The following is a 14,183-nucleotide window of genomic DNA, read 5'->3' as shown; positions in this document are numbered from 1 at the left end:
TTGTCGGTTTCACGTCTCGTTTTTTATCCGATCGAGTTTTCCTTTTTACCTTTAGCCCACTCATCTATTCTCCTCTTTTCTCAACTTTAAGTTTAGGACACTTTCCTGATGTCCGAGACTTAATCTGGTGAGGGGAGTGTATGTATCTTTCGGTATTGACTTAATAAAAAGATTATCTCAAATGGAATAAAGTTGACGATGAAGAAGATGTTTTGAAAAGGCTTATTAGTAATCACCGGGAGGGTGGCTTTTTAAGCGTCCAAAACTTAAAACTTTTAGACAAATGAAGTCTTTAATGTCAATAGAGTTGAAAAGATTGTTGAAGATCGACAAGGAAAAAAGCAATCTGGAAGAAACGGAAAAAAGTAGCAGATGGTATAGTAAAGATAAAAATAAAGGAGGTAGTCTGTTTGGAAATGACAAGGGGAGAATTCAAAGGTGGAAATAACATTGCTCTAAAGATTCCTAAATTCAAATACAGCGAGACGGTGCATTTTTATAAGGAAGTGATAAAGCTACCATATTTAGGCTTCATGTCTGAATCACATGCCTTTCAGTTTGGTGACGCCACACTGTGGTTGGATTGTATGGAAAATTATTCTCAACAAGATGTATGGCTGGAGATTCAGACAGACAATGTGAAGATAGCAGCAGAGTATTTACATAAGAATCACATTAATAGAAGAGACGAAGTGGAGGTACACGAGAACTCAGAGGGTTACTGGATTTCGGATCCCTGTGGAACGATCCTCAGAGTCAATCCACGAAAATAGGAATTAAATAAACCCAGCATGCAAGTTATTCCTGAAACGGGCGCGATTGTTGAAGAACCTTTAGACTTAAACAACTTTATTGTTATATTTTTAAGTGCCATGAAGTATTATACATCAAAATTTAAACAATTTTATTTTAACCCCGTCCTACTCTGAACGGGGTTATACGTGTTTAATGCTTGAAAATTAAATAACTTTATAGATTAAAACTATTGGTATTATTTAGTGTTTACATTTTATTCCATCTGCATGGCGTTTTTTGGACTTATCTCGGACTTTCCCCTTTTGATCAATTACATTTGATTAGAGAATCAATTTTTTCTCCTTAAATATATTTAAGTTTGTTGTAGGAAGAGGATTGTTAGGAGGGAAACTACGACAATGGAAAATGAAAAAAGATTCGTTAAAAACAGAAATAAAGGATTTGCAGCTACATCACAAAATCATACAAAAGAATATAAAGGATTCAAATGATAACCTATACGCTGTAGTTACACCAGTTGACAATATGGATTTGTTTTAAATTAGTTCTAAAATGGACAACTGCAATTCGCTATTTTCATAAGTATTTAGAAAAATAGCCGACTTCTCTATAGGATAGATGAAAATAATTGATGGCTTAAAAGTAAAAATTGAGTGCAACCTATAATTCACCAGATAAATGGGAAATGTGTGGACCCGGTTTTAAACCGTGAGTGGTATTGTCTTGATGGAACGCCAGGACTATTTTTCTAACAGGCATTTTTCCATCATTCGTTGGGATCCCTTCAAAAGGATTGTAATCAAGTTGTGCAATATAGTATTGGAGTTGACCTTTTGAATTCACAATCAATCGATTCGGATCATATCCATCTTCTGTAAAGATTACATTTTTCGGAGCAGACGGATAGGCTCCATTATCTGTCACAAACCAAGCAGTATAAACTCCAGAAGGTACCAGATTTTGAGCCGTAACAATAAATGTTCCCGTATTATTAGGATACCCACAAAGAACGCCCATTCCTTTTGATGCGGACCAGTATTCTGTAGAAATATAATTCGGTTTTTCTTCAGGCAAAACATTTAAAGTAATATTTTTACAAAATTGATTCATATCAATACTCCTTTATAAAATTCTGTATTAGTGAACCATTCTATTCCGACAAAACAGGACAGTTGATAAACTGCTTTGTTGGTTTGATTAAAAAACCTGACTCAAATAATTGTTTTACGCTTCGTATTGAATTAGCCTTATAATCGGATGGTGTCACTACCCAATTAATTCTCCATACAGGACTGTATCCACTAACCCCAGGTATAGAATCAAGAATCGCATATTGGTCAGCTATCGCAACCAATTGTTGATTATTTTCCTGAACGAAAATATAAAAGTTGGCTGCTTTAAATGAAAATAATCCAAAATCCACGTAAAAGATCTGTTGATTTTTATACCAACTAGGAACCGTCATAAATTCAGGCGCTACCGTACCTCGAGGAACAACGGGACAGTTGCTGACATCACCTGTTACTTCAATATGATAATTACTGCGAAAAATATCTTCTTCTGAACGAATAGAATTGGGTAAATAATTTTGAGGGACGAAAACATAATTAACTAACCATAATGGACTATAAAGAGGATCTCCTGGTATTGTATCCGCAATATTGAATTGACCTTGAACTCGAATAGGTTGTCCTGTGGATGTAAATCCATGGACGAAGGCATAAACATGTGCATTTCTCATCGGTGTTATTCCTGCATCAACAAATCGAACTTTTTTATCGATAAACCAAGCGTTTCGTACAGGTAATTGTTGCATTTTCTCCTCCTACTTATTTCTAATGTGCAATAGACTATATCTATTGATATGTATTTTTTATATGTTGTGTATCTAGTACTAGTGAGCAAAGGCATCCTAAAATGATTCAGACTGTCCTTTTATAAATGCTTTGTAAAAAACGCTATTTTTGTCGGGATATATTATTTAAGGAATTTACCCCATAATAGGATTTTTAAAGGGGATCACAGAAATGATTATGTTAGATCAAAACCATTACACGGATCCCCTGTTTTATACAACCAACAGCCTTATCGATGGGGTCCATTTTATAATCTAAATCCTGAAAACGTTAATCCCTTGAAAATAGGAACAATGTTTATCGGATATGAAAATCCAAATGTTTTTCCTTTAGATAAGAGCATATCTCCTTTTTAACTAGCAATTATGTATATGGCATTTAACCTATGTATGTTTTGGCGGTATATTTATTAAGGTAATAGTATAATTACACACTCTTGGATATGAATGAACAGTTATTTTTATTCATAATTGAAAAAACTGCAGTATTCCATTATCGGGCCATATTGCCGAAGAAGAAATTGTGAAAATTCCTGTAGTTTGAATATTTCTTCAACGAGTTGAAGAAAAAATATAAGAAAATAATGGAAATGCGGATCAATAAACAAATAGAATTCATTATGAAGAGTGTGGGAATTAATATCCACATTCTTTTTTAGTTCTAGTACTAATTAGTTAAAGTTTAATAATGGAAATTGTTCCAAAAGAACATACTAAATAGAAAGGGGGATTAATTTGGAACAACTTAACTATAAACAATCTTGGTTTGGAAATGTTAAAGGTGATATCCTTTCAGGCTTAGTTGTGGCCCTTGCACTTATCCCAGAAGCTATTGCTTTTTCCATTATAGCTGGTGTAGACCCGATGGTGGGGCTGTACGCTTCGTTCACAATAGCAGTAACAATAGCTTTTATCGGCGGTAGACCAGGTATGATCTCGGCTGCAACGGGTGCAATGGCACTTTTATTTATTGATTTAGTAGCAGAACATGGACTTCAATATCTTTTAGCTGCAACTGTACTAACTGGAATATTTCAAATACTGTTTGGAGTTTTTAAATTAGCAAGGTATATGAAATTTATCCCAAGATCTGTCATGGTTGGATTCGTAAATGCTTTAGCAATCTTAATCTTTACATCACAATTGCAACATTTTGTTGGTGAAACTTGGATCATGTATGCACTTGTGGGGTTAACATTAGCGATTATTTATTTTTTTCCCGTATCTCACAAGAACAGTACCATCAACACTTGTGGCCATTATCGTTATCACAGCTTTATCAATTTTTATGGAGTTTGGTGTTAGAACTGTAGGAGATATGGGTACCATTTCGCAAACATTACCATCGTTTTTTATTCCAGACATTCCACTTACATTCGAAACACTATTTATCATTTTTCCATACTCATTAGCCCTTGCTGTTGTTGGGTTATTAGAATCCCTATTAACAGCTTCTATTGTGGACGATATGACCGATACTGGTAGTGATAAGAATGTAGAAAGTAGAGGTCAAGGAATCGCAAATATAATCACTGGATTTTTTGGTGGAATGGCTGGATGTGCAATGATAGGACAATCTGTTATTAACATCAAATCAGGTGGAAGGGGTAGACTTTCCTCTCTAGTAGCCGGGATTTTTTTAATTTTTTTGATTATTGTACTGGGCGAAATAGTGGTAGAAATACCAATGGCAGCCTTAGCTGGTGTAATGATCATGGTTTCAATAAGCACATTTGATTGGAACTCCTTGCGCACACTTCATTTAATTCCTAGAAGTGATGCTATGGTTATGATTGTTACTGTCCTTACGGTCGTTTTAACCCATAATCTAGCTATGGGTGTTTTCACGGGTATATTGTTAAGCGCAATTTTCTTTGTTTCAAAAATATCAAAGGTACGTGTTGAAAGTTCATTGGAGGGAAATAAAAGAATATATCTAGTAAAGGGTGAACTCTTTTTTGCATCTGTAACTGAACTATTAACAATGTTTGAATACAAAGAAGATGTAAAAAGGGTAGAAATAAATTTAAGTCGGTCTCATATATGGGATGATTCAGCTGTTGCTGCTGTAGACAAGGTCGTTTCCAAGTTCGAATCAAACGGAGTCCTAGTAGAGGTTACAGGGTTAAATGAGGATAGTTCGGAATTGGTAGGAAAATTAGCAAACAAGCTTGGATCTCATTAGTATGGAGGTTTAGAATATGTATAAAAAAATATTGTTAGCAACTGATGGTTCAGAGCATTCAATACGTGTAGCAGAAAATGCAATACATATTGCAAAATGTAGTTCAGATTCGACAATAGAAGTGGTTTATGTTGTTGATGCCGATCGTGCCAAATCTGATGTTTTAAGTAACTGGAATTCTGCTGATCTTAATGATTCTCGGAAAGAGAGAATGAAGGATGTAGAACAAAAAGCAAAAGAAGCAGGTGTAACATACGAAATTAAAGTCTTACATGGTGAGCCAGGCCCTACAATTGTTGAGTATGTTAATAATAATCAAATAGATATTGTCGTTATTGGAAGTAGGGGACTTAATGTGCTTCAAGAATTTGTATTGGGAAGCGTAAGCCATAAGGTTGCTAAACGAGCAAATTGCCCTGTACTAATTGTCAAATAGATAGACTGGAGGTTGATACATATTTATATATCAACCTTTTTCTAATTTATAGAACTTATTTTACTATAAGGCCTAGTCACAGGGTTACTGCTCTAGTCCGTCAGATTATTTACATAAAATGTAATTTATCATAACAAGCTTAACTTGGCAGCCCTACTGTACTTTGTCCAAATACCTATAAAGTGAGGTTTTACTGATTCCAGTCGCTGTATTTTAAACATAGCTCCCACACCATCTCTACTTTTAAAATGAAGATAATAAAAATAGCCTTACACACTTGGTGAAAAGGCTATAAAAAAGGAAAAACGTATTTTTATTCTCGAAGGAAATCTCCCAAGGCCCAAACTTTTTAGAAATTTCATCACGATGCCAAAGACTATAGAAAATTTATGCAGATTCTGAGTCTGAGTCCTCTGTTTTATCAACATTTGTTTTTTGTAACCTTACTTCTTGTCTTAAAGATTTAAAGAAGGAGACACACATAAACAACATGACAACTGTAAATGGTAAACCTGCAGCAACTGAAACAGTTTGTAAAGGACTTAGGCCACCACTTAAAAGTAGTGCAATAGCTACACCAGCAATAACAAGTCCCCATAATACTTTACTTTTCGTTGTAGGATCACTAGTTTCCTCACTTAACATACCTAATACAAATACGGTAGAATCAGCCGATGTAACAAAAAAGATTATTAATGATACAATCGTCAAAACGATAAGAATTGAAGCGAATGGGAAGTATTGTAAAAAGTAAAAGAAAGCTGTTGTTACATCGTCCATTACCTGATTAGCCAGCTCAGTTTCACCTAAGTTTTGAATAAAATGAAGGGCACTCCCTCCAAATACTGAATACCAAACTATTGTTGCTAAAGTTGGAACTAACATTGCTCCAATAATAAACTCTTTTATTGTTCGTCCTTTTGATATTCTTGCAACAAATAGACCAACAAAGGTAGCGAAACTTACAGCCCATCCCCAATAAAATATAGTCCAACTTGAAAGCCAAGTATTTTCAGGTAGAAACGGCTCCATTCGCAAGCTCATACCAACAATATTTTGGAGGTATTCACCAGTTCCAGCTACAAATATTTGCAGAATTTCTTTTGTAGGACCCATAATAAAAATTACTACCATAATTACTACTGCTAATATGATATTAAAGTTTGATAAATTTTTAATACCACGATCTAGACCAATAGAAGCCGAAGTTACGAACATAATAGTTAATATTGAGATTAATAAAATTTGACTAACAGATGTATTAGGAATGTCCCAAACGTAATTTAATCCTGCGCTCATTTGTTTAGCACCCATACCTAATGAGGTAGTAAGACCGGATATTATCGCAAAAATGGTTAAGATATTTATTAGTTTACCAATCGGTCCGTTAACCCTATCTCCTAACAATGGACGGAAAGCATAATTTATAAGAGGTGGATATTTTTTGCGATGATGGAAATAAGCAATGATTAACCCGACAATGGCATAAGTACCCCAGCTGTGTAATCCCCAGTGGAAAAAGGAAAGACTCATGGCCGATTTAGCAGCTTCCGGTGTCTGTCCATCCCCTACAGGAGGTGTCATATAGTGCATTACAGGTTCTGCAACTCCCCAAAAGAAAAGACTGATTGCAAGTCCCGCACTAAATAACATCGCGATCCAAGAACCCATACTAAACTCTGGCTTATCTGTATCTTTCCCCAATCGAATATTCCCATATTTAGAAAAGGCTGCATATAAACAAATAATTACGAAAGCAGATGCTGAAAGAATATAAAACCAGCCGAAATAATCCATTGCAAAAATTAAGAAATTAGAAGAAAATTCACCTAACTTTACTGGATTTAAAATTCCGAATAAGACAAAAGCAAAACAAAGTGATAAAGAGATAATTAATACTGAATTCTTCTTTACCAATATCTCTTCCCCCTTTTAATATATTTTAGAATTTTTCGAAAATTCACTTTAAGTTTTGTTTCTTCTTAATGTCTAGGTAGAAAAAACCTCGATGAATTACTATTATTATCACCTAGAGGTTTTTTCAGGTATACAATAAATGCCTTTACATGACTTGGTAATTTTCACCCTATTACTTTTTCTCTTATAAAAACCCTCTTTCCAGAAATCCAAGTTTCATTAACTGATATTTTGATTAAATCTTCTTCTTTGTCATGGTAAGGATTTTTATCAAGAATAGCAAAGTCAGCTAATTTCCCTTTTTCAATTGAACCTACTAAATGTTCCTTATGAATGGTTTTAGCAGCCTCAATCGTATAACCTTTTAGCGCTTCCTCAAGCTCTATTTTATGTTCCAAACCAACTATATTCCCTTGGGCAGTATTCCGAGTTATTGCAGCATATATTGCTTCAAAAGCATTTGGGAATGCTACGGGTGTATCGGATGATAATACTATCGGAATACCATTTTCTTTAAACCAACCATAAGGTGAATAGTTTTCACCTTCTTGACCTATTGCTTCCACTACCCCATTTCCATACAAATACACATGTTGCGGTTGAGGTACGGGCCAAATTTCTAACTCAGCAATTCTTCTAACTTGCTCTTTTGTTGGTAAACCACAATGCTCTATTCTGTGACGTATATCTGGTCTTAGGCATTCCTTCTGGGCAGTTTCAACTGCCTGTAAGACTAATTCAATAGCACCATCCCCTTGAGCGTGGGTAAGCGTTTGTAAACCATATTTATGAGCTTCAATAAGTATATTTTTAAACTCCTCTGGATCGTGAAATAGATATCCTTTCGTTCTCTCATGATCTGCGTAATCAGTGCTCAAATATGCAGTTCCTGAAATCAGAGAACCGTCAGCATAGAGCTTTAACGATCCCATAGTTAATTGATCTTCCCCAAACCTTGAGCATATCCCCATCTTTTTGATATCGTCTAAGTAATTAGATAAGAAGGAGAGTTCAATACGAATTTTTAGCAATCCATTGTCCCGGGCATGTAAATAAGATTCCATTTCCTGTTTCGTTACTTGAACATCATTAACGGTTGTAAAACCTGCAGAAAGTAACAAATCCTGCCCGATCTCAATATTTTTTTGCAAGTTATCTTGTGTATCAGGCATATGAATATTTGGCCCATGATTACCTGGTCTAACTCCAAATTGTTGTGCTAAATAGTCATTTGCGCTGTCAAATAAAGTACCATTAGGAAAACCATCTTGATTTCTTCCAAATGAACCGCCTATTGGATCTGGAGTATCTGGTTTAATACCTATTAAATCCAGTAAATAGGTATTAACAACATTACAATGACCACTACTATTCATAATTTGAACAGGGCGGTCTGTGGCAACTCTATCTAAATCTTTCGATGTAGGATAACGTTGTTCTTCTAACTTTCTCTTATCAAATCCAAATCCCCGGATTGGTGCCCCTTCAGGAAGGGTTTTCTCGTGCTCTTTTAGAACATTTACAAGGTTATCCATGTTTTTAACCTTCTCATAACTAATGTCAGCCCACGTATTACACATTCCTAACATCATTACATGAACATGTGGGTCGATAAATCCTGGAACTAGGCATTGGCCTTGAAGATCAATAACTTCATAATTCTGCCCAGCCACTTCCCGACATTGGTCGAGCGAACCGACAAAGGTTATACGATTATTTTTGACAACCACACCTTCTGCATACATCTCCTCTGTCATTGTTAATATTGTTCCACCCGTAAATAGCAAAACGTCTTTTTCCATCATTTCCACTACTCCTATTCTAAATTAATCTTCTAAAATATCGGTATACTTTTCTTTCAGTCGTATATAGACAATGCAATTATTGTACCAATAATGAATTGCCTGATTTATCTGTATTTTCAGGATATACACCTTTACCTACTATTCAGTATTGTATAGAATTAAATTAAATTTTGGTTAGGCCCTATATTTATAGTTCATTTCTGGTTATACAGAACAGAATAACCTGCTATACAATCGTTAAAAAAGAAGTTGGAGGGTGAATAATGGATTCTATCATCTCTGGGTATTGGAAGGAAATAGTAGATGGAATATACAACGATGTTATTATTACAGATGCCACAGGAACTATTGTTTATGCTAATAATTCATGTGAATATTGGTTTGGTCTAAGCAAAGAGGAGTTAATAGGTAAATCAGTATACGATCTTGAGAGAAAGAAGATTTTTTATCCATCAATAGCCAAAATGGTAATTAAATCAAAAAAAAGACAAACCATTATTCAAACTACAAAGTTAGGAAATAAACTGTTATTAAATGGAGATGTCATCTATAATCAGCAAAACGAAATACAATATATTGTTACTTACTCACAAGACGTTACAGACTTTGAAAAATTAAAAGAATATGTAAAAGAAATGGAATTAGAATTACAAAAGGTAAAAAATGATTTAGCCTTTTTTCAAAACTCACAGGAAAAGTCCAATAACATGATTGCTTCAAGCAGTCAAATGAAACAAATCTTAAACACTTCTATGATGGTCGCTAATACAGACACATCTATTCTTATAACCGGCGAGACAGGAGTAGGTAAAAATGTGTTGGCAAAATTTATCCATGATAATAGCCAAAGAAAGGGGGCTTTAATCCAAGTCAACTGTGGTTCATTACCAGAATCCCTTCTCGAATCAGAGCTATTTGGATATGCTCCTGGTTCATTTACAGGGGCTAATTCAAGAGGGAAAAAGGGCCTAGTTGAAGAAGCAGCAAATGGAACTTTATTCTTGGATGAAATTGGGGAATTACCTCTAAATCTTCAGGTAAAGCTTCTAACACTCATTCAAGAGAAGAAATTTTTCAAGATTGGAGATAGTAAACCAAGATATGTGAATTTTAGGTTAATTACAGCCACGCATGTTAATCTCGAAAAAAAAGTTAAAGAAAAGAGCTTTCGAGAAGATTTATTTTATCGCTTATCCGTTATCCCCCTTCACATTCCTGCTTTAAGGGAAAGAGAAGAAGATCTTGCTAAATTAACTCTGCTACTCAAAGATCAGTTTAATCATAAGCATAATAAAAGAAGAGAGTTTCATAGGCAAACCCTCGATATCCTTTTAGGTTATTCGTGGCCAGGCAATATTAGAGAGTTATCTAACTTGATTGAGAGATTAATTCTAACAATAGATTCCTCTATTATTCTACCGGAACATTTACCGGATAAAATATTAATGGAGGGATATACAAATCCATTAAACAAGGTTGGAGACATCTCCCTTTACGAAATGCTGAAGGAAGTAGAAATAAATATTTTAAAGAAGGCTAAAATGGAGTGCAGAAGTACTACAGAAATGGCTAAATATCTAGGCGTTAGTCAACCTACAGTCGTAAGAAAAATGCAAAAATACAAAGAATATTTACATTAAATTATCGTATCAATAAACTGGATTCTATATCATTCCCCCGCTCAAAATAACCCCCCTTACAAAAAACTGGCACAATTTTTGCATTATTATAATTAAAACTTTTATAAGGGGGATAAACGGAAATGGAAAGTTCAAGAAATTATGTTTTAGATTGGGTATCAAAAAATAAACAAGATTTATCAAATTGGAATCAAATCATTTGGAACTACGCTGAGACAGCATGGAGAGAGTATAGATCTGCAAAATGGTATGTTCAAAAGTTAAGGGATGAAGGATTTACGGTAGAAGAAGGAAGTGGCGGGATGCCTACAGCTTTCTGTGCTACTTGGAGTAATGGAGACGGCCCTGTAATTGGGGGATATGCAGAATATGATGCCGTTCCGGGAAACTGTCAAGCTGCCGACACGGTGGAACGCCCCCGTAACGGGTTGAGCAAATATGCCGGGGGGCATACAGATCCGCATTCAGCGTTAGGAATTAGTTCTCTTGGTGGATTTCTTGCAGCTAAAAATACGATGGAAAAATATAACATCAAGGGTAAACTCAAATTTTTCGGTGAACCGGCAGAAAAGCTACGCGGCTCTAAACCAATTCATGCAGCTAAAGGTTATTATGATGACCTAGATGCAGCCATTAGCTTTCATCCTTTTTATATGCTTCCTTTATGTAATACGACAAGATGGAATACTCACTGCTCGGTTGCCTTCTCAGTAATGTATACATTTACATGTGATAATCCTGAAACGTGGTTATCCTCCTCTAGTGACAGTCCGATACCAGCGTCACATGCTTCCGCAAGATGTCCAGGTGCTACAGATGCTGTAGTCACAATGTATTCATTGTCAAAAATGTACAGGGAACATATGCTTTCCAATAACATGGGATGGTCTATGAATGAAACAATATTAAATACCGGGCAGGCTACTGCAGATAATCTACCTTCACAAATGGCTCAAATATACTATTTTATGCGTGTTCCTACTATTGAAATGGCAGAAAAAGTTTTACATGTACTTGACCAAAACGCAGAAAGTGCTGCAAGATCAGCACATTGTAGTTGGAAAAAAGACTGGATTACAAAGTCACGAATGGGATTAGCTAACCATACAATGGCTAATCTAACCTATGAGAATTTAAAAGTGGTTGGCCCCCCTCATTTCGGACCAAAAGCAGTGGAAATTGCTAAAGGGATTCAAAAAAATTTAGGTTTGCAACCGATGGATAAGCCATTCTTGAAAGAAGTCGAAACACTCATTGATCCAAAAGAAGCAGAAGCAAAATTAAGAGCTACTTTACCTTCTTGGCAAGAACATTTTACATCCGATGATTATACGGAGTACTGTTGGCATGCCCCAACTGTTCGATTATATGTTGGTAGACCAGCATTAAAGGCCCCTAGTGGTTACAGTTACCCAAGCTGGGTAATGAATGCATTAGGTGGAATTCCTGAATGTATAGATCCAATGATTTATAGCGCCTCAGGGACCGTTGGCTTGACTATTATTGATTTATTAACCAAACCGAATTTACTAGAAAAAGCTAAACAAGAGTTTTTTAAACGAACAGGAGGCGGAATTAATGGGACAAAATGGGTTGGTCCTCTATCTGATTATGAACCTCCAATCCATTTCCGTTGGCCGGAATATGTTACAACTGAGAGAAAAGAAAATGAATGGGTGATACCTGCTACTCCTGAGGAGGATAGAACTAGTAAAGAGTCTTCAATTGTTAAACAAACATTGTGACTCCTTTAAAATTATTTAAAAAATATAAAGATACATTTGAATAGTAACGACTTTATTACACATCTAAAAGGGCTGGAACATCCCAGCCTTTTCTTATAAATTATTATATCTTTTTTTCCACAGTTTAAGTAAACAGATCTTCAGCAATCGGGCGCTATTCTTTAATAAGGAAAGCGTCTTTCTTCATGAAAAGGGCCATATTGTGGAGTAAGGGGAGGTAATTTGATCGTTCATCTTGAAATTGTAAGTTATGCCAGAACAACACGCCGCAAATGAATTTTGACCAAAGGGATTATCTATTAAAGGGATTAAATTGGAGGGAATAGAAAATGGATGTAAAGACACTTTTGTTACAACAATGGGCAAGCTGCTTAGATGAAGAAGACTGGTTTCCACCACTTGAAAAAGTGCTAGAGGATATTACTTTTGAACAGGCAATTTGGAAACCAGCTGATGGGGCAATGAATTCCATTTGGGAATTAGTTTGTCATTTACTTTTCTATGAAAAGAGATTTCTGATGCGATTTCTTGGTGAAACAGCGAATGAACCACAGGCAGAAAATAATGAATCTACATTTCGATTACCAACTGAGACGTTAGAAAATTGGAAGGAAACAAAACAAGAATACTTTTATGTTCATCGTGAACTTGGAAAAATACTAACAAAATCAGAACATGAAGATTTGAAGAAAAAAGTAGTGGATCTATATATTAAAGATGGTATGGGCTACGATACGGTTGCGAAGGAAGTAGGTATTTCTAGTTCAGTTGTACGTCGTTGGGTTCAACACTTTGAGGCAGAAGGAATAAAGGGTCTCGAGGAAAAGCGCGGGAAAGCAAAAGGACCTGGGAAAGGCAGACCAAGAACCCGTCCTGAGGATCCAGAAGAGAAAATCAAACGATTAGAAGCCGAGAATGAAATGTTAAAAAAGTTCTTAGGGAAGTAAAAGGGGGTATGGAAGCCGTATCAACAGGTACTAAGTATAAAGTGATTCAAGATATGTCCAAGAAACAATACCCTGTCCAACTTCTATGTGAACTTGCAGGGGTATCAAGGGGCGGATATTACAAGTGGTTAAAGCGTCAGGAAGCCCCCTCTTCTAAACAGTTAGAGGATGATAAAATCAAGAAGTTAATCATAAAGTGTCACACAAAGCTCAAGGGGATTTATGGTTATAGAAGGATACATGTCTGGCTTAAGTCGGTACACAATTTACATATGAATCATAAACGGGTTCAACGCTTGATGGGTGAATTGGGAATAAAAGCCATCATAAGAAGAAAACGGCCCTACTACGGAAAGAAGGAAGCTTATGCCATCTCAGAAAACCATTTGAACCGAGATTTTAAAGCCTCTAAGCCAAATGAAAAATGGGTAACAGACATTACATACTTAATTTTTAATGGACAAAGATTGTATTTATCGGCTATTAAAGACTTATACAATAACGAAATCATCGCATATAAAATCAGTCAAAGAAACGACCTTCAACTAGTAATGGATACAGTAAAAAAGGCAAGAAGAAAACGGAGTGTAAAAGGAATTATCCTTCATAGCGATCAGGGATTCCAGTACACCTCAAAACAATATAACCAACTGCTTAAAAAATACAAAATGAAAGCGAGTATGTCTCGAAAAGGAAACTGTTGGGATAATGCTTGTATGGAGAACTTTTTTAGCCATTTTAAAACAGAATGTTTTCACTTATACTCTTTCCGAACCTCTGAAGAGGTTAAGTTTGCCGTCCACCAATACATACGATTTTATAATCACCAGAGATTTCAAAAGAAATTAAACAACCTGAGTCCCTATAATTATAGAGCTCAGGCTGCTTAAAAATGCT

At 35.5% G+C, this 14,183-nt stretch carries 10 protein-coding genes and 1 pseudogene; 7 read left to right on the top strand and 4 right to left on the bottom strand.

All coding sequences use genetic code 11. The features are described 5' to 3' along the window. The first annotated feature begins 416 nt into the window (after positions 1-416). Positions 417-773: a hypothetical protein gene (locus ACJROX_RS27585; RefSeq protein WP_225068300.1), complete on the top strand. Its 357-nt coding sequence runs from the start codon at positions 417-419 to the stop codon at positions 771-773. A gap of 643 nt (positions 774-1,416) precedes the next feature. Here the strand turns inward: ACJROX_RS27585 and ACJROX_RS27580 are convergent. Both ACJROX_RS27580 and ACJROX_RS27575 read right to left on the bottom strand, forming a co-directional pair. Continuing rightward, a complete protein-coding gene (locus tag ACJROX_RS27580; RefSeq protein WP_408008375.1) occupies positions 1,417-1,866 on the bottom strand; it encodes a hypothetical protein in 450 nt (149 codons plus the stop codon). Positions 1,867-1,906: 40 nt separating this feature from the next. Next, complete coding sequence (locus tag ACJROX_RS27575; protein WP_408008374.1) at positions 1,907-2,572, bottom strand: hypothetical protein; 666 nt, start codon at positions 2,570-2,572, stop codon at positions 1,907-1,909. A 774-nt stretch (positions 2,573-3,346) separates the two neighbouring features. Here ACJROX_RS27575 and ACJROX_RS27570 point away from each other — a divergent pair. Beyond that, positions 3,347-4,796 (top strand): annotated as a pseudogene (locus tag ACJROX_RS27570) (SulP family inorganic anion transporter). Between the two features lie 16 nt (positions 4,797-4,812). After that, positions 4,813-5,232 (top strand): universal stress protein, encoded by a 420-nt coding sequence (locus ACJROX_RS27565; RefSeq protein WP_408008373.1) that lies wholly within the window; start codon positions 4,813-4,815, stop codon positions 5,230-5,232. Positions 5,233-5,619: 387 nt separating this feature from the next. On the opposite strand, the gene ACJROX_RS27560 is transcribed toward ACJROX_RS27565, so the two are convergent. Then, entirely contained in the window at positions 5,620-7,149 is a 1,530-nt protein-coding gene (locus tag ACJROX_RS27560; RefSeq protein ID WP_408008372.1) for a BCCT family transporter, read from the bottom strand. Positions 7,150-7,313: 164 nt separating this feature from the next. Further along, complete coding sequence (locus tag ACJROX_RS27555; RefSeq protein ID WP_408008371.1) at positions 7,314-8,954, bottom strand: amidohydrolase; 1,641 nt, start codon at positions 8,952-8,954, stop codon at positions 7,314-7,316. 263 nt (positions 8,955-9,217) lie between these two features. On the opposite strand from ACJROX_RS27555, the gene ACJROX_RS27550 reads away from it, so the two are divergent. The 4 genes from ACJROX_RS27550 to ACJROX_RS27535 all read left to right on the top strand — a co-directional run bounded on the left by ACJROX_RS27550 (position 9,218) and on the right by ACJROX_RS27535 (position 14,176). Further along, positions 9,218-10,594 carry a sigma-54 interaction domain-containing protein gene (locus ACJROX_RS27550; protein ID WP_408008370.1) on the top strand — a complete coding sequence of 459 codons (1,377 nt, stop codon included), beginning with the start codon at positions 9,218-9,220 and terminating at the stop codon, positions 10,592-10,594. Between the two features lie 122 nt (positions 10,595-10,716). Further along, positions 10,717-12,339 (top strand): amidohydrolase, encoded by a 1,623-nt coding sequence (locus ACJROX_RS27545; RefSeq protein ID WP_408008369.1) that lies wholly within the window; start codon positions 10,717-10,719, stop codon positions 12,337-12,339. A gap of 329 nt (positions 12,340-12,668) precedes the next feature. Further along, positions 12,669-13,286 carry a helix-turn-helix domain-containing protein gene (locus tag ACJROX_RS27540; protein WP_408008368.1) on the top strand — a complete coding sequence of 206 codons (618 nt, stop codon included), beginning with the start codon at positions 12,669-12,671 and terminating at the stop codon, positions 13,284-13,286. 8 nt (positions 13,287-13,294) lie between these two features. Further along, positions 13,295-14,176, top strand: coding sequence for an IS3 family transposase (locus ACJROX_RS27535; protein ID WP_408007392.1), 882 nt, complete (start codon positions 13,295-13,297; stop codon positions 14,174-14,176). The last annotated feature ends 7 nt before the right edge of the window (positions 14,177-14,183 follow it).

This window comes from Pseudalkalibacillus sp. A8 (assembly GCF_045920555.1).
Taxonomy (GTDB): Bacteria; Bacillota; Bacilli; order Bacillales; family Fictibacillaceae; genus Pseudalkalibacillus.
This window is presented reverse-complemented; position numbering and strand designations above follow the sequence as displayed.

Bases quoted from the DNA above. Each gene is read 5' to 3' on its own strand.
- ACJROX_RS27545 (WP_408008369.1), top strand. From the start codon at position 10,717: ATGGAAAGTTCAAGAAATTATGTTTTAGATTGGGTATCAAAAAATAAA.
- ACJROX_RS27550 (WP_408008370.1), top strand. From the start codon at position 9,218: ATGGATTCTATCATCTCTGGGTATTGGAAGGAAATAGTAGATGGAATA.
- ACJROX_RS27585 (WP_225068300.1), top strand. From the start codon at position 417: ATGACAAGGGGAGAATTCAAAGGTGGAAATAACATTGCTCTAAAGATT.
- ACJROX_RS27555 (WP_408008371.1), bottom strand. From the start codon at position 8,954: ATGATGGAAAAAGACGTTTTGCTATTTACGGGTGGAACAATATTAACA.
- ACJROX_RS27535 (WP_408007392.1), top strand. From the start codon at position 13,295: ATGGAAGCCGTATCAACAGGTACTAAGTATAAAGTGATTCAAGATATG.
- ACJROX_RS27565 (WP_408008373.1), top strand. From the start codon at position 4,813: ATGTATAAAAAAATATTGTTAGCAACTGATGGTTCAGAGCATTCAATA.
- ACJROX_RS27540 (WP_408008368.1), top strand. From the start codon at position 12,669: ATGGATGTAAAGACACTTTTGTTACAACAATGGGCAAGCTGCTTAGAT.
- ACJROX_RS27575 (WP_408008374.1), bottom strand. From the start codon at position 2,572: ATGCAACAATTACCTGTACGAAACGCTTGGTTTATCGATAAAAAAGTT.
- ACJROX_RS27580 (WP_408008375.1), bottom strand. From the start codon at position 1,866: ATGAATCAATTTTGTAAAAATATTACTTTAAATGTTTTGCCTGAAGAA.